Consider the following 19326-nt stretch of genomic DNA (forward strand, 5'->3'; position numbering starts at 1 on the left):
TCCTTCATAAAAGAAGGCTTTTCTTGTTGCTTGGGTTATGTGGAAGCTTGAATTTCCGCATAACAATGAAAAACGGCGGGAGAACCCACCGCAGTCGAGGGTTTCAATAAAGGGGCGGGGGGCTCGCGTCAAGTGACGATTTTCGCGTCATACCAGAAATAACATAGCAAATACAGGTGCTTATTGAAAAGGTATTATATTACCACATAATTTGGCGCGATTTGACTGCTGGAAGAATGAGAGCTGTAGCGACTAGCAGAAGCCTGACCCGTTTGCAGGTGAGCTGACTCAAGCCTCATTTTTCATGCGGAGCAGGTTCGCAATACTCGATCAGCAATTCGGTGAGGACCCGTATTTTCCGTGCGGGATGCTGACCTGGCGGGCGAATGACATATGCACCTGCCGGAGGCGGTGGATAATGCGTCATGACCGGCACAAGCGTGCCGGAGGCTATATAGTCATGGGTAAGGCAATCGGGCAGGTAAGCGATCCCGAGTCCGGCTGCCGCGGCGGCGACGAGAGCAGTGCCGTTGTCGGCCTTGAAGCGCCCCTGCGGACGAACCGTGATGATCTTGTCGCCATCCATGAGTTGCCAGGCTTCGGTACCCTGCATGAGGGCCTCATGAGCGACGAGCTCCTCCGGCGTTTCGGGCGACCCATGCGCCTCGATGTAGTCCGGGCTCGCGACAAACTTCCCATAGATCGCTCCGACGCGTCTTGCGATCAAGTTGGAGTCCTGAAGATAGCCAAGTCGTATCGCACAATCATAACCCTCTGTGATGAGATCGACGAAGCGATCACTGTAGCAGGTGTGGATGTGGAGCTGGGGGTGGCGTCGCGCCATTTCCGCGAGGATGGGAGCGAAGTGAGTCTGCCCGAAAGAGAGCGGCACAGCAACGCGCAAGCGGCCGCGAAGGTCACCGGCGGGCAGGATCGTTTCCTTGGCCACGTCGATCTCGGCGGAGACTCTTGCTGCATAGTCTCGAAACGTGGCCCCGGCTTCTGTGAGAGCAGCCCCGCGGGTGGTTCGTGCAAGAAGCTGGACGCCAAGTTCCGCTTCAAGCCGGAAGAGCCGACGACTGACGATCGACTTGGAGACGCCGAGCCGGAGCGCCGCGGCCGAAACTCCACCAGCATCAGCAACTTCTACGAATGTCCGTAGTTCTTCGATATCCAATTCAGCGTTCCCCATTTCGCGACACAGCTTGCCACAAATCGACACTACCGCATCGTGTCTGGGAACGGCAATGTCCCTTTCAGGCAACGTCGCCCTTGGCGCATGTCTTCCCGCAAACCAACCTCACTAACAACGACAGCATAGGAAGTAATAATGACCTTTCGTAACGGCCTTGATTCTCTTCTACGTCCCGAAGACTCCGTACTTGTTCTGATCGACCACCAGCCTTACCAGCTTGCGAACCTCAACAGCCACGATCCTCAGGCAGTCGTCAACAATGTGACCGCGCTGGCAAAGCTGGCAAAAGCTTTCAATGTTCCGACGATCCTCACCAGCGTGATAGCGGATCGTGGTGGCAAGCTCTTCAAGCAAATCACTGACGTTTTCCCGGGGCAGGAAGTGATTGATCGGACCTGGGTGAATACCTGGGAGGACGAGAAGGTGGTGGATCTGGTCAAGGCGACCGGCCGCAAGCAATTGATCATCGCAGGTCTGTGGACCGAAGTTTGCGTAGCGATGCCTGCGATTCAGGCAGCCGGCGAAGGCTGGGACGTGACCGTCATTACCGACGCATCGGGCGGAAGTTCAACCGAGTCTCACCAGGTCGCCATACAGCGGATGATCGCGGCCGGCGTTAACATGATGACCTGGATGGCTCTTGCTGGCGAATGGCAGCGTGACTGGGCTCGCACCGAGCACGTCGAAGAGCTGACCGAAGTGCTCATCTCGCACATGAGCGGCAGCGGCATCGCGTATCTTTGGGAGCAGCAGCTGCTCAACACGCCCGTGCCTGGCAACGCGGGCTGATCCGAGCGGGGTGCAGAGGTTTTCGAGCGACGTTGCGAAAAAGCGGATGGCTTCTCGAACCTCGTCACCCCCTCCCGGTAATGGAGCGGCCCCCTTATCGGCCCCGAGACGTCACTTCACAGCGACGACTACCTTCCCCTTCGCGCGACCCGTCTCGACGTACTCCAACGCCTCATTGGTCTTCCCGAACGGGAAGACCCGATCCACTACCGGACGTATGACACCTGTCTCGATCAGGGAGGTGATCTGACCAAGCTGCGTGCCGTTGGCTGTCATGAAGTGGAAGGAATAGCTGATGCCTTGGCGCTTCGATTTTCTCCTGATGCCCAAACTCAAGAGGCGCATGACCAGTCGAAGCGGCCAGCCGAAACCATTTTCTTTTGCGAAATCCGGGTCTGGCGGACCGGAAATCGAAATCAGCTTCCCGCCCGGCTTCAGCACGCCAAGGGATTTCTTCAGCGTGTCTGTGCCGAGGCTGTTCAGTACGACGTCGTAATCCTGCAGGACTTTCTCGAAATTGTCCTTCTTGTAGTCGATAACGACATCTGCGCCGAGACTTTTGACGAGATCGATATTTACCGTGCTTGTGGTCGTCGCCACATATGCCCCGAGATGCTTGGCAAGCTGGATCGCAATCGTGCCCACGCCGCCCGAGCCCGCATGGATCAGGACTTTCTGCCCCTTCTGCAAGTTGGTCCGCTCCACAAGCACCTGCCAAGCTGTCAGGGCGACAAGCGGAATCGATGCGGCCTCTTCCATGGTCAGGTTTTTCGGCTTCATCGCTACATCGGCCTCGTCCATCGCGATATATTCGGCAAATGTCCCGATGCGATCCTGCGCCGGACGTGCATAGACCTCGTCACCGGGCTTGAACCGCCGGACATTGGCACCGACCCGGACCACGACGCCCGCTACATCGTTGCCGAGGACCAGCGGAAGCCGGTATGGCAGGATGAGCTTGAACTCTCCATCCCTGATCTTGGTGTCCAGAACATTCACACTGGCGGCGTGAATCTCCACCATCACATCATTCTCCCGCAGCTCCGGCTCCGGGCTTTCCGTGAAACGAAGGGACCCGCCTTTCACATAGCGATCGATCAGGAATGACTTCATTGGAATTAACTTTCGTTTCGGTGGTCAGCAGGCAAGCTAACAGGGTCACGATCGGTGCTCAGGCAGGAAGCCGACTGAATTTCCGCAAGTTCTTGTCGACGAAGGACTCCGGCAGGAAGCGGCGCATAAACCGGACTTGCGCCGCCGCTTTGCCTGCAGTGTAGCGTCTTTTGGGCGATGCGGCATTGGCGGCCCTGACGACCGTTGCGGCGACCACCTCCGGTGCGTCACCCTTCGCGATGATTTCGCGCATCAGCTTCTCGGCATTGGCACGAATAGTTTCATAGACGGGAAGCGGCTGGTCCGGCCGGGTGATGTTCTCTTCGAAGGATGTGCGGGTCACACCTGGCTCGACAAGCACAACACGGATGCCCTGCGTTCGAACTTCGTGGTCGAGAGATTCCGAATAGCCCTCGATAGCGTGTTTGGTCGATGCATAGAGGGCATTATAAGGAGCGGGGATCAGCCCGAGTATCGAACTCAGGTTGACAATTCGGCCGCTGCGCTGGCGTCTCATCACGGGCAGGACTGCATTTGTCATCCGCAGGACGCCGAACACATTCACGTCGAACACAGCCTTTGCCTGCGCCGCGGACGACTCTTCCGCACCGCCGAGCAGCCCGATCCCGGCATTGTTGACGAGAAGATCGACCCGCCCGGCGCGGCTTAAAACCTCGTCGACGGCCGCCTGTACCGATGCGTCATCGGTTACATCGCAGATCAGCATCGTGATCCCGTCCGGGGTATCGGACATCGGCTTTCGGCTGGTACCGAACACACGGTAGCCATCGCGCCGCAGCGCCTTTGCCGTCACCAGCCCGATGCCGGAGGAAGCGCCCGTTACCAGGGCGACGCGAGGTCCTGTCGTGTTCATTGCTTCTGCCTTCATTTTGTCGTGGAACATTGATGAGTAATCAGTTACTATGAATTTAGTAGTAAGTCACTATCAAAAAGATATCGACATGAAGAATCTGTCAAACCAGCCATGCCTGATTGCCCGGAGCCTCGCGCTTGTGGGGGATGCATGGAGTATGCTGATCATGCGGGATGCCCATGCGGGCCTCACTCGCTTTGATGAATTCCGCAAGAGCCTCGAGATAGCGCCGACGATGTTGACGGCGCGGCTTTCAGCTCTGACTGAGGACGGACTACTGGAGAAACGCCGCTATTCCGACCGTCCGCCACGGGACGAATATGTGCTGACGGAAGCCGGCCGCGACTTTCTGCCGGTCCTGTTTGCCATCGGCGCGTGGGGACGCAAGTATCGTGGAGGGGGCGACGTAACCCGGTTCTTCGACGCCCAGACCGGAACGGAGATCGATCCGGTCACCATCGACCGCGAGACCGGCGCTCCGGTCGGAACGCGTGCCATTCGCACTGTCCTACCCGGTTAGCCAGTTCATGTTAAAAAATGTGCAATTTGGCGCTGTGATTAAACTTTAGACGAATTGTCAATCCGCAACGGGCCGCAGAGATTGGGAGCATTATCCCAAAAGGAATTTGCGCCCGATGAATTTCAGATATTTATTGCTTGTCCCGGTCATTGCTCTTGCCGCTTGCGATGGTTCCGACTCGTCTTCCCCGCCCGCACCGGTTGTGCAGACATCCGACAGCACGTTTGCCGATGCTGCCAATGCGCAGCTTGCTGCCCTTGGCGATAAGGTTGCCACTCTCGACAGCCAGCTTGCCGAATCCCGAGCAAAGCTCGACCAGCTCAACGGCCGAATTGGTTCCACAGATGCCGGGATTGGCCCGGTTACGGCCAAAATCGATGCGCTAGCCGCGCAAGTCAAAGGCCTTGGCGAAACCGCAAACACCGCGAGCGAGATCATCTCACGCTTGAGCGGAGATGGCGCAGGAAATCCCGGCGACATTGCCAAGGCGGCCGACGATGTTGCCAGGCTCATCGGCGACAAGGCAGAACCGGCAACGATTGCCGGGGCGGAAAAGCGGCTCGATGATCTCAAGACCGAGCTCAAGAACGCCACCGAAGGCTTGAGCAGTGCGCAAGGCCAGATGGCGCTGCTAACGGGCGAGGGTACGCCCGAAAAGCCGGGGATCGCCAAACTCGTCTCGCTGCTGTCGGTACTCGATTCGGCTGATGATTCCGGCGCGATCCAGAAGGCCAGAACCAAACTCACCAAGCTGACGGATGATGCCAACAAGATCGCCGGTATCCTGGACGACGCGGAACGCCGGCTGGCAAAACTGAGCGGCGACGGCACCGAAAAGGACCTCGGAGACATCGGCAAAGCCTTGGCGAAACTCAAAACCGTCGAGGACGCGGTCAAGGCGGCCGAGGACAGGCTGGCCGCGCTTTTGGGCAATGGAACCGAACAGAACCCGGGAACGATTGCCAAGGCGCGGGAGGAACTCGCCGCGCTCACGGCCAAGAGCGGCACCTTGCGCGAAACCATCAGGCTGCAGACGGCCCGAGCCGAGGCGGTCGCTCTGAAAGCGCAGGAAAAGTTTGCCGAAGCAGCGCTTGCGTTCAAGGACGCCGGAATGGCCCCGGACGCCGCAGATATGTTCAAAGCAGCCGGAATGCGCGACGAGGCGGCAGATATGTACACCCGCGCAGGCATGGATGAGGAGGCGTATAAGCTTTATGCGCCGGAGAATTATGCGCTGAAGGACGAGACCGCCTATAGCGGAGAGCCTGGCGCATCTCTTCCTGCCGCCGTCGATGAGAAGCCCTCGGTTATGCGCCACAACATGACGCTGGACGGCAAGACGTTCTGGTTTACTGCGTCGGCCGGCCACCTGACCGCCTTTGCCAAGAACCCGGAAAAGCAGGAGCCACAGGCGTCGATCTTCTATACCGCCTATACGCGCGACGATCTGCCGAAGGAGAGCCGTCCCGTCACCTTCTTCTTCAATGGCGGGCCGGGCGCTTCATCCATCTATCTGCATTTGGCGTCCTGGGCGCCCAAACATGTCGTGATCGATGCTCTCAAAGTGCCGGATGCATGGGCCAAGGGCCGCCCACAGGCATTCGACTTCATCGACAGCAAGGAAACGCTGATAGACAGGACCGATCTCGTCTTTGTCGATATCGTTCCGGGCACCGGATTTTCGCAAGGCATTGCCCCGAATACCAACCAGACATTCTGGGATACCAGCAAGGACGTCGATCTTTCCCGCCAGTTCATCACCCGCTATATCAATTTCAACGGCCGGCAGGAATCTCCCAAATACCTTTACGGCGAATCTTATGGCGGCGGCATCCGCGTGCCGAAGCTCACCCAGGCGCTGGTGGACGCAGGCACGAGTGGCTATGAGAGGGTCGGGACAGTCGACAAATCCAAATTCAAGGCGCTCACCGGGGCGGTGTTCCATTCGCCGGCCTTCGACTACAGCAGCATGGATGCGATTGATGGCGACTTTCCCACCTATGCCATGGTCGCTGACGCTCTTGGGAAATCCAGTGCGCGCGCCAAGGGAAACTCGGATGAGGCCTATGCCGAAGAGCTGCGAGGCATCGGGGCGCAATATTCGGCGGACCATAAGTTGATCGCCCAAACCTATACAGGTCTCACGTACCGAATACCTAGCTCACCTCTCTGGGGTGCCGACGGTAAGGTGCAGACAGATGCGAATGGTAGGATACTGTGGGATGAGAACAAACTACACTTCAAATTATTTATGCTGAGCTTGATGCTCGGTTACAATTTCAACGCCTATGATGGGAGAATGTATGTCAAAGCGGATTGGTTGGGTGTCAATGCAATGAAGTACAATTTCGATTTCTTCGAAGAGGACGCCCTTAGTAACCGGATCGCGACGCATCTTCCCGACTATGTGAACTACAAGCCGAAGGCACGCTACATCAATGCATCGTGGCAAACTCCTGATCCGGTTGCGGACAAGGGACCCGAACTGGCCTTCGAGCTCTGGACAGGCAAAACTGGAGCAACCGGTTTGCCAAACATTGTGGCGGCCATCACCAGGGATCCCTCGCTCAAGCTTTTGACCGTGCACGGGTATCACGACACAGTAACGCCGTTCCGCCGCTCCGAACTCGATCTCAAGGGCGTGATCATTGACCCGGCGACAAATCGCACCTTGCTCGACCGGGCTCCGGTGAAGAACTTCGTTGGCGGGCACATGATCTATTACGCGCAAGAATCGCGTGCGCCGTTGATAAAGACGCTCGACGAATTCTACGATGCGCCACCCTACGGCACCGGTCCGACTGTCGCCAAGGCCCAATCCTTCAGTGTCGCCGCGCCGGTGCAGCGTGCGCCAGTCCCTGCCATAGCCCTGCACTAGGAGAACGATCCATGACCATGTCGCGTACCATCATCATCGCGCTTCTCTTCACCGCAATGGCCGGGTCAGTTCATGCCGGCGATCGCATTTGGGATCCGGAACCTGGAGCCAAAACGCAAAAGCAGGATGCGAGGTCGATCCAGAAACAGCTTGATGGGGAGCTGCGGGCCAAATTCGATGCGGCGGCGAAGTCCAGACACCTTTTGACCGCACAAGCAGCAAATGATGCCGGTTGGGGCTTCGCGGCCGATCACTTCACCGAGATCGATCGCGACCATGACGGCTACGCCAGTTTCGATGAGGTGCAGGCCTTCTTCGATGGCCGCTCGCCCCTGCCTGCCGCCAGAGCAAGGGCTGCGGCGAAAGTGCAGATCGTGGAGTAGAAAGTCATGTAGGCGGAAGCCGGGTGAAGACACGCAAGGTTGTTTGGTGAAGAGTAGCTTATTGCGAAGGCGCGGGGCGAGGCGGGATCGAATAGGTTGCCGTTGCATGTGCAACGAGTTCGCTTGTTGAACCGCTTGTCATGGAAATCTCGACAATGGCCAGACGCTTGCCGAGTTTGAGGATTGTCGCTTTGGCATCGACAGGTCCCGATTCCGGTTTGCGCAGGAAATTGATATTGAGGTTCGTTGTCACGGCGAGGGCCACCGGACCGATCTGCGCGAGAATCGCGACATAGGCGGTGATATCGGCCAGCGCGAATAATGTGGGCCCGGAGACCGTCCCGCCCGGTCGCAAATGCCGGTCTGACGGATCGAGCCGCATGGAGGCAAAACCTTCGCCGGCGTCAGTTACCGTGAAGGCCATTCCTTCCGCATTCACCTGTGGAAATTCGCGTTCCAGAAACGAAGTCAACGCCTCTACGTCCATCCCTATAGCCATAACCCGTCCCTTGCTGTTTTCTTTACACTTAACTGTTATTCTTCACGCTCCTATTTCTGCATCGTCTTTTCAAGACGGAGGACGTTATGAAACCGCCTGGATTGGTCGCAGCATGCTGCGTTTTCGCGCTTGCCTATGCGGGAACTATCGCGACACGGACGCCAACGACCCCGATACAGGCTGTTCAGACATTCAGTCTGCCTGAGCGACCGGTGTCCCTGACGGAGGATACGATCAAACGTTTCCTTTTCGGGTTTGCACCCGTGGCTGCGACAGCACGTGAAGTGGACGGCAGGGGGGAGGCCGCGGAGCGAACCGCTATCCTCGATGTGAAAGCAGCGGAATATGGTTTTGCCAACTTCTCGGACTGGGTGGATACAACCAATACGATCATGGTGACCTATCATTGGGCGACCAACCCCGATCCGCGCGCCGAAGTGGATAAAGCGATCGCTGCAATTCCCGCCATGCCAAATCTTTCCGATCAGGAAAAGTCCGATATGATCGCGGGATTGAAAACCGGGCTTGCCAAGGTTGAAAATGCAAAACCCACGCCGGAGAACCTGGCGATTGTCCAGAAGCATTTGCGCACGCTGAAACCATTCTATGAACTTTGGGCGGCGCCGCCCGGATAAACGCAGAACAGGATATGCGTGCTGATGCAGGAACATGACCACTATTCCGACGACTATATCCGCGAGATACTGGCTTCGGTCAAAACCATCGCCTTGACCGGCGCTTCGCCCAATGAAACGCGGCCGAGTTTTTCCGTGATGAGATTTCTTCTCGGCCAAGGATATCACGTCATACCCGTCAATCCGGGACAGGCGGGAAAGACCATTCTTGGCCAACAAGTCTATGCACGGCTCGCCGATATTCCAGAGCCGATCGACATGGTGGATGTCTTCCGCAACTCGTCTGCCGTTCCGGGTGTGGTCGACGAGGCCCTGGCACTCAAACCGCTGCCGCGTGTGATCTGGACGCAGCTCGGTGTTTGGGATGAGGCTGCGGCGCGCAAGGCGGAAGCAGCCGGGATCCAGGTGGTCATGAACCGGTGCCCGGCCATCGAAATTCCCCGGCTCGGCATGCGCGTCTAGGACGGAAATTCCCTCCCGCGCAGATTCATTTTCGTCGAGCGCTGAAAATGAAATGCCTGGGTGTCGTTCCGCCGAATAAGTCGAACGCTTTTAGGCGATTCTCATGCAAGAAGTCGCGATTCCTATGCAAGAAACCCCGAAAACGGCACAGGAATCTCAATCGCCGGCTGTAATTAGATTGCCCTTGGTTGCGAAAATGCGCACTTGGCCCCAACGTCGCAATCCCATAGCCTTGCGGTAAGGTTGGCAACAGGAGGACAAACATGGCGCATCGGGCCCCCGGAATCGAAACATTGGCGGTCCACGCCGGCGCCAGGCCCGACTCGGAAACGGGCGCGCGGGTGACGCCGATCTATCAAACGACGGCGTTTGTCTTCGATGACGCGGAGCATGCGGCGTCCCTGTTTGGCCTGAAGGCCTTCGGCAACATCTACAGCCGAATCACCAATCCAACCAATGCGGTACTGGAAGAACGTGTCGCAGCACTTGAAGGTGGAACGGCCGCACTGGCAGTTGCATCCGGCCACGCGGCACAATTTCTGATATTCCATACATTGATGCAGCCTGGGGATAACTTTGTCTCGTCGGACAAGCTTTACGGCGGGTCCATCAACCAATTCGGCCAGTCGTTCAAGTCCTTCGACTGGCAGGTGCGCTGGGCAGACGGGACTGATCCTGCGGCATTCGAGGCGCAGATCGATGACCGGACCCGCGCCATCTTCGTCGAGAGCATCGCCAACCCCGGCGGCATCATCACCGACATCGAAGCCATCGCAAAAATCGCCCATCGGCATGGCCTCCCGCTGATCGTCGACAACACGCTGGCGTCACCATATCTGATCCGCCCGATCGACTATGGTGCTGATATCATTGTACATTCTGCGACGAAATTCCTCGGCGGCCATGGCAATTCCATGGGTGGTATCATCGTCGATTGCGGAACTTTCGACTGGTCGAAATCCGGAAACTACCCGCTGCTATCGCAGCCGCGTCCCGAATATAATGGGGTGGTATTGCACGAAACCTTTGGCAATTTCGCCTTTGCCATTGCCTGCCGCGTGCTCGGTCTGCGTGATCTCGGACCAGCGCTTTCACCGTTCAATGCCTTCCAGCTTCTGACCGGCATCGAAACCTTGCCGCTGCGCATGCAGCGCCATTGCGACAACGCGCTTGAGGTCGCCAAGTGGTTGAAACAAAATGAGAAAGTAGATTGGGTGAGCTATGCTGGAATAGCGGACGATCCCTATAATGAGCTGCAGCAGAAGTATTCGCCGAGGGGAGCGGGCTCGGTTTTCACCTTCGGTTTGAAGGGCGGGTATGACGCCGGCGTCAAGCTCGTCGAACATCTCGAGCTCTTTTCGCACCTTGCCAATATCGGCGATACGAGATCGCTGGTCATTCACCCTGCCTCGACGACGCACCGGCAACTCAGTGACGATCAGAAGATCGCGGCAGGCGCCGGTCCCGATGTGGTGCGGCTTTCGATCGGCATCGAGAACGTTGCGGATATCATCGCCGATCTTGAACAAGCGCTGGCAAAGGCAGGGTAACACCATGAAAAGCTTTGTTAAAATTGATTTCGACGATATTGATCCTGAACACGGCGCGCCGAAACCAGAACGCGTAATTTCTGGAGATCCGCAGTTCCGCACCTGGAATTGCGAGGAAGCCGAAGGCGGAATCTATGCGGGAATTTGGGAGGCTACCCCCGGCAAATGGCGCATCGCCTATGATGAATGGGAGTTCTGCCACATCCTTTCCGGGCGTTCGATCATCATCGAAGAGGGCGGCGACGAACGGCGTGTCGAGGCGGGTGACAGTTTCGTACTGCGTCCCGGCTTCCGCGGAACTTGGGAAGTGCTTGAGACGACGCGCAAAGAATATGTGATCAGGCTTTGATCCGGTCACCTGTCATAGAGGCTTCATATTGTCCATATATTGGGTGATTATTGTATGGAAAACTGAAGTATTTAAATTATAGATGTTTGGTATGTTCATATAATAAAGTTACCATTTATATTGTATAATATTGCATATTGCGGGATACTATGCGCCATATTATTTATAGATTACTGTTCGCCCTCACTATCTTCTTTTCTGGTTCCTTTGCAAGGGCAGCAGATTGGCCTTCGGAGATTCCTCCCGGCAAACTCCCCGCCAATGCCGGCCACCTTCAGGGGCTGGCGGTCGACGCTGCCAACAAGGTCATATATCGCTCATTTACAAATGCTCTGGTCAAGACCGACCTTGAAGGTAAATCCTAGGAAGCGTGATCGGCCTGACTGGCCATTTGGGCGATATAGCCTTTTATAACGGAAAAATTTATGGATCTTTGGAGTATAAGGAAAAACATGCCTTCTACATTGCAATATTCGATACAAGTTTGATCGACAAACTCAATATGAATGCTGAGTCTTCCGGCGCCATGAAAACCGTTTATCTGAAAGAGGTCGTGAAGGACTTTCTGGAAGACTTGGATAAAGACGAGAGGGTTGACGATAAGGATAATCCCGCTAGCCCCGACCACCGCTATGGATGCAGCGGGATTGATGGTGTTGCCTTTGGGCCGGCATTCGACCGGAAAGACGCTCGAAAGATAGTACTTACAGTTGCCTACGGAATATACAGCAATGTAAAACGCAACGATAACGACCATCAGGTGCTGTTGCAATATGACGTGACGAAATGGGATGACTACGCCCAGCCTCTAAAGCAATCGGCGCCGCATAAGAGCGGACCGGAAAGCGCCGACGGAAAGTACTTCGTCTATACCGGAAATACGGAATTCGGCGTGCAGAACCTCGAATATGACGAAACCGCGAACTATTGGTTCATGGCTGTTTATCAGGGTAAGAAGGCAAAGTTCTCCAACTATAAACTCTTCCTCATCGATGGCGATGCTGTTTCCACTACAGGGGTGGTTGTGGGCCAGCCCAAGGCCAATGGAAAGGAAGAAGAAGGGCAATTGTTGTCATTGGCAGCGCTAGGCCATTACCACAAGGAAACCGGAATCTTCGGCATGGACTCTGATGCAGCCTTCGGCCTTGCCAAATTAGGGGATGGTCGATTCTATGTTGCGTCAAGAAACGACAACACGCCAGTCTTGCGGAAATGGACGGGCAAATGTCCAATTCCGTTCGACGGTTTGGGACGAGCCATACAGTTGCTTCAATAAGACGCCAACAGAATGCTGGGCTGGCGTTGAGTGTCGTCGAGATCGACTTCAGCAGAAGCTGTCATTCGGAAATAGTGTGATCAGGCTCTTGGCCACAGATCAGCTCTGCCTATCCAAAGTAAACGGCAGGGCCAGCGATGGCCCATCTCGGAAACATGCGCTTTAAGACGCCACGCTATGTCCGCAATGTTGGTCAGACAAGGTTCATGTGTTGAACATCTTGCGAAACCGGGTGGCGACGCCCTATGTATCGGTTAGTCTTCCACGAGTCTGGGGTGGTTAAGCCCCTTATTCTCCAAAACGCTGAGGCCCACCGATGAGAGACCCAATCGAAACAGCTATGAATCTCGTGCCAATGGTCGTCGAACAGACCAATCGGGGCGAGCGGGCCTATGATATATTTTCGCGCCTGCTGAAAGAACGCATCATCTTCATAACCGGGCCGATCGAGGACGGCATGGCGACGCTTGTCTGCGCGCAGCTGCTTTTCCTTGAATCGGAGAATCCGAAAAAAGAAATCAACATGTATATCAACTCGCCGGGCGGTGTCGTCACCTCCGGCATGGCGATCTACGATACGATGCAGTTTATCCGCCCAGCCGTGTCGACGCTTTGCTTCGGTCAGGCTGCATCCATGGGATCGCTGCTGCTGACCGCTGGCGAGAAGGACATGCGTTTCGTCCTTCCCAACGCTCGCATCATGCTGCATCAGCCGTCGGGAGGCTTCCAGGGACAGGCGTCAGACATCGAGCGCCATGCCCAGGACATCATCAAGATGAAGCGTCGCCTGAACGAGATTTACGTCAAGCATACCGGCCGCGACTACGAGTCGATTGAACGTACCCTCGATCGCGATCACTTCATGACTGCGCAGGAATCACTCGAGTTCGGCCTGATCGACAAGGTGCTTGAATCGCGTGCTGTGCTCGAAGGTGACACTAAGTAACCGGCTAAATCGCCCATCGGGGTCAAAAATGAAGTTTTTTTGACCCCGATGCGGACTTTCTGCCACACATGCAGCTTGCATAGAGCGGAGCAGACGTTACGTTAAGCCATTGGTGAGTTAGAGAAGCCTATTCTACGAATGACTATTCACTTCCACCTGGAGGAAGTGGCGGACCCGGGAGAGCGGGACCGATACTGAAAGGAAACTGCAATGAGCAAAGTCAGCAACGGCGGCGGCGATTCAAAGAATACGCTTTATTGCTCGTTTTGCGGGAAGAGCCAGCATGAAGTTCGCAAGTTGATTGCGGGCCCGACTGTTTTCATCTGCGATGAATGCGTCGAATTGTGCATGGACATCATCCGCGAGGAAAATAAATCCTCGATGGTGAAATCCCGTGAAGGCGTCCCGACGCCGCAGGAAATCATGGCTGTCCTCGATGACTATGTCATCGGTCAGAACCATGCCAAGCGTGTTCTCTCTGTCGCGGTCCATAACCACTACAAGCGGTTGGCCCACGCATCGAAAAACAATGAAGTCGAACTCGCGAAGTCCAACATCCTTCTCGTTGGCCCAACCGGTTGCGGCAAGACCTATCTGGCACAATCGCTTGCCCGCATCATCGATGTGCCGTTTACGATGGCAGACGCGACGACGCTGACGGAAGCCGGTTATGTCGGCGAGGATGTCGAAAACATCATTCTGAAGCTGCTGCAGTCGGCTGACTACAATGTCGAACGGGCACAGCGCGGCATCGTCTACATCGACGAAGTCGACAAGATCAGCCGTAAATCGGACAATCCGTCCATTACACGCGACGTGTCGGGCGAGGGCGTTCAGCAAGCGCTGTTGAAGATCATGGAAGGCACCGTTGCTTCCGTGCCGCCACAAGGTGGCCGCAAGCATCCCCAGCAGGAGTTCCTGCAGGTGGACACGACCAACATCCTGTTCATCTGCGGTGGCGCTTTCGCCGGCCTCGACAAGATCATCTCGGCCCGCGGTGAAAAGACGTCCATCGGCTTCAGCGCTGCCGTCAAGGCACCGGATGATCGCCGTGTCGGCGCTATTTTCCGCGAACTCGAGCCGGAAGATCTGCTGAAATTCGGTCTTATCCCCGAATTCGTTGGTCGTCTGCCCGTGATCGCGACACTCGAGGATCTCGATGAGGTCGCGCTGGTGCAGATTCTGTCCGAACCGAAGAACGCTCTGGTCAAGCAGTATCAGCGCTTGTTCGACATGGAAAACGTCGAGTTGACGTTCCATGAGGATGCGCTGAAGGCCATTGCCAAGCGGGCAATTGCTCGAAAGACCGGTGCGCGGGGATTGCGATCTATCATGGAGAAGATCCTTCTCGACACGATGTATGAGTTGCCAACGCTTGATGGCGTCCAGGAAGTGGTGATCTCCGGTGACGTCGTGGAAGGCAACTCAAGGCCTCTATATATCTATGCCGAGCGCAAGGAAGAAAAAGGCAATGTTTCCGCGTAAGCTATCGGAAATAGAGCAGTCTAACGGCAAGGCTCCGCGTCTCGCGGAGCTTTTCTGTTTTGTATTTGGGTCGAATTCTGTGCATGGCCTTGCGAGCGATTGCGCTCGGACTGTCGTGAGCGCAGGATAGATTACGATTCTGTGACTAAGCCTGGAGCGTGGGTGCTTGAAACAAGCGGGCCTCCACTCCAAGTAAGTGTTAAGCTGCATAAACGGTAGTACGCCGCTCAATGCATGCGCCGCCAAAGTGGATCTCGATTTTGGATTTGGCCATGCAGCTTAAAGGGTACCCGGACGTGGCGATCTGGCCGAATGGCCTGAGAAAGGACATAAAATGACGGTTGCAAGCAAGAAGACACCGGCGGGTGGCGAGAACGGGCTTTATGCCGTTCTGCCGTTGCGCGATATTGTTGTCTTCCCCCACATGATCGTTCCACTCTTCGTTGGCCGCGAAAAATCCATTCGCGCGCTTGAGGAAGTTATGGGCGTCGACAAGCAAATCCTGCTTGCCACACAGAAGAACGCTGCGGACGACGATCCGCAGGCTGACGCGATCTATACGGTCGGCACTATTGCCAACGTCCTGCAATTGCTGAAATTGCCAGACGGCACGGTCAAGGTGCTGGTTGAAGGCATTGCCCGCGCTGAGATCACCAGTTTCAGCGAACGCGAGGATTATCACGAAGCCTCTGCCGTGACGCTTACAGAACCGGAAGAAGATCCGGTCGAGATCGAGGCTCTTGCTCGCTCGGTCGTGTCGGATTTTGAAAACTACGTCAAACTGAACAAGAAGATTTCGCCTGAAGTTGTCGGCGCTGCCGGACAGATCGAGGATTATTCGAAGCTGGCCGATACAGTCGCGTCGCATCTTGCGATCAAAATTCCTGAAAAGCAGGATATGTTGTCGATCCTTTCCGTGCGTGCGCGGTTGGAGAAGGCCATGTCCTTCATGGAATCGGAAATCTCCGTTCTTCAGGTCGAAAAGCGTATCCGCTCGCGCGTCAAGCGCCAGATGGAGAAGACGCAGCGCGAATATTATCTGAATGAACAGATGAAGGCGATCCAGAAGGAACTTGGCGATGGCGAAGATGGCCGCGACGAGTCCGCCGAACTGGAAGACCGCATCAAAAAGACGAAACTGTCGAAGGAGGCCCGCGAAAAGGCCAATGCGGAGCTGAAGAAGCTGCGTCAGATGAGCCCGATGTCCGCCGAGGCGACCGTCGTTCGCAACTATCTCGACTGGCTGCTGTCCATTCCGTGGGGCAAAAAGTCGAAGATCAAGAACGATCTGAACCTCGCTGACGAAGTTCTGGATACCGAGCACTATGGCCTGGACAAGGTCAAGGACCGCATTGTCGAATATCTGGCGGTGCAGGCCCGGTCGACCAAGATCAAAGGCCCGATCCTCTGCCTCGTTGGTCCTCCCGGCGTCGGCAAGACTTCGCTCGCCCGTTCGATCGCCAAGGCTACCGGCCGCGAATACATTCGCATGTCGCTTGGCGGTGTGCGTGACGAGGCCGAGATCCGCGGCCACCGCCGCACCTATATCGGTTCGATGCCCGGCAAGGTCATTCAGTCGATGAAGAAGGCGAAGAAGTCAAATCCGCTCTTCCTGCTCGATGAGATTGACAAGATGGGCCAGGACTTCCGCGGCGATCCGTCATCAGCTCTGCTGGAGGTGCTCGATCCGGAACAGAACTCCACGTTCATGGATCACTATCTCGAGGTTGAGTATGACCTCTCGAATGTGATGTTCGTGACGACAGCCAATACGCTGAATATTCCAAGTCCCTTGATGGACCGCATGGAGATCATCCGTATTGCCGGTTACACGGAAGATGAGAAGCTGGAAATCGCCAAGCGGCACTTGTTGCCAAAGGCAATCCGCGATCATGCATTGCAGCCGAAGGAGTTCTCTGTCTCCGAAGACGCGATCCGCGCCATCATTCGCAACTACACGCGGGAGGCCGGTGTTCGTAACCTCGAGCGCGAATTGATGAAGCTGGCTCGCAAGGCCGTTACCGAAATCATGAAGACACAGAAGAAGTCGGTGAAGGTGACGGAAGCGAACATCGATGAATATCTCGGGGTTGAGAAGTTCCGATTTGGACAGATCGATGGCGAAGATCAGGTTGGCGTTGTCACAGGCCTCGCCTGGACCGAAGTGGGCGGCGAGTTGCTGACCATTGAAGGTGTCATGATGCCCGGTAAGGGTCGCATGACGGTAACAGGCAATCTGCGCGACGTGATGAAGGAATCGATCTCGGCAGCGGCATCCTATGTCCGCTCGCGTGCCATCGATTTCGGTGTCGAGCCGCCGCTGTTCGATCGTCGTGACATCCACGTGCACGTGCCGGAAGGTGCGACGCCGAAGGATGGTCCATCGGCCGGCGTTGCGATGGTCACAGCCATCGTCTCGATACTGACAGGCATTCCGGTCCGCAAGGATATCGCCATGACCGGCGAGATCACGCTGCGGGGCAGGGTGTTGCCCATCGGTGGTCTGAAGGAGAAGCTGCTCGCCGCGCTGCGCGGTGGCATCAAGACGGTTCTGATCCCGGAAGAAAACGCCAAGGATCTGGTGGAGATTCCGGACAATGTGAAGAACGGCCTTGAGATCATTCCAGTCAGCCACGCCAATGAAGTGCTCAAGCACGCACTGGTGCGCCAGCCGGAGCCAATCGAATGGACAGAACCGGCCCACGTGCCGTCCTCGGTCGTCGAGGATGATGCGGGCGCTCAGATCGCTCACTAAACAGTATTGAAAGAAAAGGCCGGGCAAGAAATTGCCCGGCCTTTTTGATTCGTAAGCAACGAGGCGATCCGATGACGCACACACGCGGCACAATGCCTAAGGTGGCGAGCCTGCGCGTTGGATATCAAAATGTTCATTGGTGAGGGAATGGTGGGCGATGAGAGACTCGAACTCCCGACATCTTCGGTGTAAACGAAGCGCTCTACCAACTGAGCTAATCGCCCTTCGCAAAGGGTGCGTTCCGGAGCGTTTATGCGTTTCCGCCGATATTGGCAAGAGGGGATGCGACACTTTTATGATTTGTCGGATGAGTTTTTCACAATCGCATCTTTCCTCTCCAGTTGTGCTTGACACACCCCCGCGAACCCCTTAAACGACCGCTCACGCCGTACAAATAGTACGGTACGAAAGTGCGCGGGTGTAGCTCAGTTGGTTAGAGTGCCGGCCTGTCACGCCGGAGGTCGCGGGTTCGAGCCCCGTCACTCGCGCCACTTTTCCCTCAGTGATTTCAACTAGATAATTCCCTTTGGGGAACCTTGGCTATTGCAGTGCAAACACCGCGCACGGAGCAGCGATGCCGCGCAGCCTGTGCTCGCCGAGCGGGATCAGCGACTGCGTCGTTTCCGCCGCAAAGGTGCCGGAGAGCAATACCGTGCGGCCAAGCGGCCGGCACAGGCCCTCCAGTCGGCTCACGAGATTCACTGCGGGGCCGATTGCTGTGAAATCCAGCCGGTCGGCAGTGCCAATATTGCCCCAAAGCATCTCGCCGAGATGCAACGCCATACCGAACGACAGAGGCGGCGCGCCTTGTGCAGCGCGGGCCCGATGGAGGTGATCCATGCCGGCGCGGGCAGCGGCGACTGCGCGCAAAGCCGCGTCGCACGCAGCAGGAGCGTCGCGCTCTCCGATCGGGAATATCGCCAGCACGCCGTCGCCAATGAATTTTAGTACCTCGCCGCCGAAGGCGTGGACGGCACCGGCGATGCGGTCGAACCAGGCGTCGAGAGCGGCGATTACCTCCTGCGGGTCGATCGACTCCGACAACTCGGTGAAGCCGCGAAGGTCGGCAAAAAGCAGGGCCGCCCGTATGGTCTCACCGGGCTCGCGCCGCAAACGGCCGGCCAGCACCTGCGCTGCGCTGCGCCGGCCGAGGTAGGTCGTCAGCAGTGCGGCCAGCGTCGAACGCGCGGCCAGCAAGGCAAGCGGTGCAGCGGCAAAGCGTGCAGCCTCGCGCAACAATTCCGATTCGGAAGCGCTGAACGGCCGAGTGCCAGTCCAGGCAAGCACTGCGCCGTCAGAGGGGCCGCCGGCGAAATCTTCCTGCACGGCACCGGTGCCAATGCCGGCCAGCCAGTTGCGAGCGACATGGGTATGCTCGAAATCGAGAGGTCTGGCCAAAGCCAGTGCTTCTATCACGCTTCCTGTGTCGGCTCGCCACAGCCATGTGCGCCGCTCGATGACCGGGTGCGTCGCGGCTTGGGTGAGCGCACCGCCGGACAGCGGCATACCGTCGGCGACGAGTCGTGTGGCGAGCGCAGTCAGAAATGCGTCGCCGTCTGGTGCGTCGATCGCTTCGTCAACCAGAAAGGAAAGAGCGGACGGCAGCTGCATAGTGTC

Annotated in this window: 18 protein-coding genes and 2 tRNA genes; 14 read left to right on the forward strand and 6 right to left on the reverse strand. The window is 56.6% G+C overall.

Features of this window, described 5'->3' with window-relative positions:
- Nucleotides 1-295: 295 nt before the first annotated feature.
- Nucleotides 296-1177, reverse strand: a complete 882-nt coding sequence (locus tag LB462_RS03255; protein WP_224505924.1) for a LysR family transcriptional regulator — start codon at nucleotides 1175-1177, stop codon at nucleotides 296-298.
- A gap of 153 nt (nucleotides 1178-1330) precedes the next feature.
- Here LB462_RS03255 and LB462_RS03260 point away from each other — a divergent pair, with 153 nt between their 5' ends.
- Nucleotides 1331-1984, forward strand: coding sequence for a hydrolase (locus tag LB462_RS03260; protein WP_224505925.1), 654 nt, complete (start codon nucleotides 1331-1333; stop codon nucleotides 1982-1984).
- A 111-nt stretch (nucleotides 1985-2095) separates the two neighbouring features.
- Here LB462_RS03260 and LB462_RS03265 read toward each other — a convergent pair whose 3' ends face one another.
- Together LB462_RS03265 and LB462_RS03270 are read right to left on the reverse strand one after the other, a co-directional pair.
- Complete coding sequence (locus tag LB462_RS03265) at nucleotides 2096-3097, reverse strand: NADP-dependent oxidoreductase (RefSeq protein ID WP_224505926.1); 1002 nt, start codon at nucleotides 3095-3097, stop codon at nucleotides 2096-2098.
- A gap of 58 nt (nucleotides 3098-3155) precedes the next feature.
- Nucleotides 3156-3971 carry an oxidoreductase gene (locus LB462_RS03270; protein WP_224505927.1) on the reverse strand — a complete coding sequence of 272 codons (816 nt, stop codon included), beginning with the start codon at nucleotides 3969-3971 and terminating at the stop codon, nucleotides 3156-3158.
- Between the two features lie 88 nt (nucleotides 3972-4059).
- On the opposite strand from LB462_RS03270, the gene LB462_RS03275 reads away from it, so the two are divergent.
- From LB462_RS03275 to LB462_RS03285, 3 genes are all read left to right on the forward strand, one after another.
- The gene (locus tag LB462_RS03275; RefSeq protein WP_224505928.1) at nucleotides 4060-4491 is read left to right on the forward strand and encodes a winged helix-turn-helix transcriptional regulator; all 432 of its coding nucleotides are present in this window, start codon (nucleotides 4060-4062) and stop codon (nucleotides 4489-4491) included.
- Between the two features lie 115 nt (nucleotides 4492-4606).
- Entirely contained in the window at nucleotides 4607-7369 is a 2763-nt protein-coding gene (locus LB462_RS03280; protein ID WP_224505929.1) for a S10 family serine carboxypeptidase-like protein, read from the forward strand.
- An 11-nt stretch (nucleotides 7370-7380) separates the two neighbouring features.
- Nucleotides 7381-7752, forward strand: a complete 372-nt coding sequence (locus tag LB462_RS03285) for a hypothetical protein (protein ID WP_224505930.1) — start codon at nucleotides 7381-7383, stop codon at nucleotides 7750-7752.
- Between the two features lie 58 nt (nucleotides 7753-7810).
- Here the strand turns inward: LB462_RS03285 and LB462_RS03290 are convergent, their stop codons facing one another.
- The gene (locus tag LB462_RS03290) at nucleotides 7811-8251 is read right to left on the reverse strand and encodes a PaaI family thioesterase (RefSeq protein ID WP_224505931.1); all 441 of its coding nucleotides are present in this window, start codon (nucleotides 8249-8251) and stop codon (nucleotides 7811-7813) included.
- Between the two features lie 86 nt (nucleotides 8252-8337).
- On the opposite strand from LB462_RS03290, the gene LB462_RS03295 reads away from it, so the two are divergent.
- From LB462_RS03295 to lon, 9 genes are all read left to right on the forward strand, one after another.
- Nucleotides 8338-8886: a hypothetical protein gene (locus LB462_RS03295; protein WP_224505932.1), complete on the forward strand. Its 549-nt coding sequence runs from the start codon at nucleotides 8338-8340 to the stop codon at nucleotides 8884-8886.
- Nucleotides 8887-8910: 24 nt separating this feature from the next.
- Nucleotides 8911-9348, forward strand: coding sequence for a CoA-binding protein (locus LB462_RS03300; RefSeq protein ID WP_224505933.1), 438 nt, complete (start codon nucleotides 8911-8913; stop codon nucleotides 9346-9348).
- A gap of 263 nt (nucleotides 9349-9611) precedes the next feature.
- Complete coding sequence (locus LB462_RS03305; RefSeq protein WP_224505934.1) at nucleotides 9612-10898, forward strand: O-acetylhomoserine aminocarboxypropyltransferase; 1287 nt, start codon at nucleotides 9612-9614, stop codon at nucleotides 10896-10898.
- 4 nt (nucleotides 10899-10902) lie between these two features.
- Nucleotides 10903-11247 carry a cupin domain-containing protein gene (locus LB462_RS03310; RefSeq protein WP_224505935.1) on the forward strand — a complete coding sequence of 115 codons (345 nt, stop codon included), beginning with the start codon at nucleotides 10903-10905 and terminating at the stop codon, nucleotides 11245-11247.
- Nucleotides 11248-11396: 149 nt separating this feature from the next.
- Nucleotides 11397-11612, forward strand: coding sequence for a hypothetical protein (locus LB462_RS03315; RefSeq protein ID WP_224505936.1), 216 nt, complete (start codon nucleotides 11397-11399; stop codon nucleotides 11610-11612).
- Between the two features lie 5 nt (nucleotides 11613-11617).
- Complete coding sequence (locus LB462_RS03320) at nucleotides 11618-12523, forward strand: hypothetical protein (protein WP_224505937.1); 906 nt, start codon at nucleotides 11618-11620, stop codon at nucleotides 12521-12523.
- A 316-nt stretch (nucleotides 12524-12839) separates the two neighbouring features.
- Nucleotides 12840-13469: an ATP-dependent Clp protease proteolytic subunit gene (locus tag LB462_RS03325; RefSeq protein ID WP_112530883.1), complete on the forward strand. Its 630-nt coding sequence runs from the start codon at nucleotides 12840-12842 to the stop codon at nucleotides 13467-13469.
- Between the two features lie 210 nt (nucleotides 13470-13679).
- The gene (clpX, locus tag LB462_RS03330; RefSeq protein WP_008120789.1) at nucleotides 13680-14954 is read left to right on the forward strand and encodes an ATP-dependent Clp protease ATP-binding subunit ClpX; all 1275 of its coding nucleotides are present in this window, start codon (nucleotides 13680-13682) and stop codon (nucleotides 14952-14954) included.
- Nucleotides 14955-15288: 334 nt separating this feature from the next.
- The gene (gene lon, locus LB462_RS03335; protein ID WP_224505938.1) at nucleotides 15289-17709 is read left to right on the forward strand and encodes an endopeptidase La; all 2421 of its coding nucleotides are present in this window, start codon (nucleotides 15289-15291) and stop codon (nucleotides 17707-17709) included.
- 148 nt (nucleotides 17710-17857) lie between these two features.
- Here lon and LB462_RS03340 read toward each other — a convergent pair.
- Nucleotides 17858-17933 (reverse strand) — tRNA-Val (locus LB462_RS03340).
- A 190-nt stretch (nucleotides 17934-18123) separates the two neighbouring features.
- Between LB462_RS03340 and LB462_RS03345 the strand changes: the two genes are divergently transcribed.
- Nucleotides 18124-18200 (forward strand) — tRNA-Asp (locus tag LB462_RS03345).
- A 49-nt stretch (nucleotides 18201-18249) separates the two neighbouring features.
- On the opposite strand, the gene LB462_RS03350 is transcribed toward LB462_RS03345, so the two are convergent.
- Nucleotides 18250-19320, reverse strand: a complete 1071-nt coding sequence (locus tag LB462_RS03350) for an adenylate/guanylate cyclase domain-containing protein (protein ID WP_224505939.1) — start codon at nucleotides 19318-19320, stop codon at nucleotides 18250-18252.
- Between the last annotated feature and the right edge of the window lie 6 nt (nucleotides 19321-19326).

Origin of the sequence: Phyllobacterium chamaecytisi (assembly GCF_020164455.1) — a bacterium.
GTDB lineage: Bacteria > Pseudomonadota > Alphaproteobacteria > Rhizobiales > Rhizobiaceae > Phyllobacterium > Phyllobacterium chamaecytisi.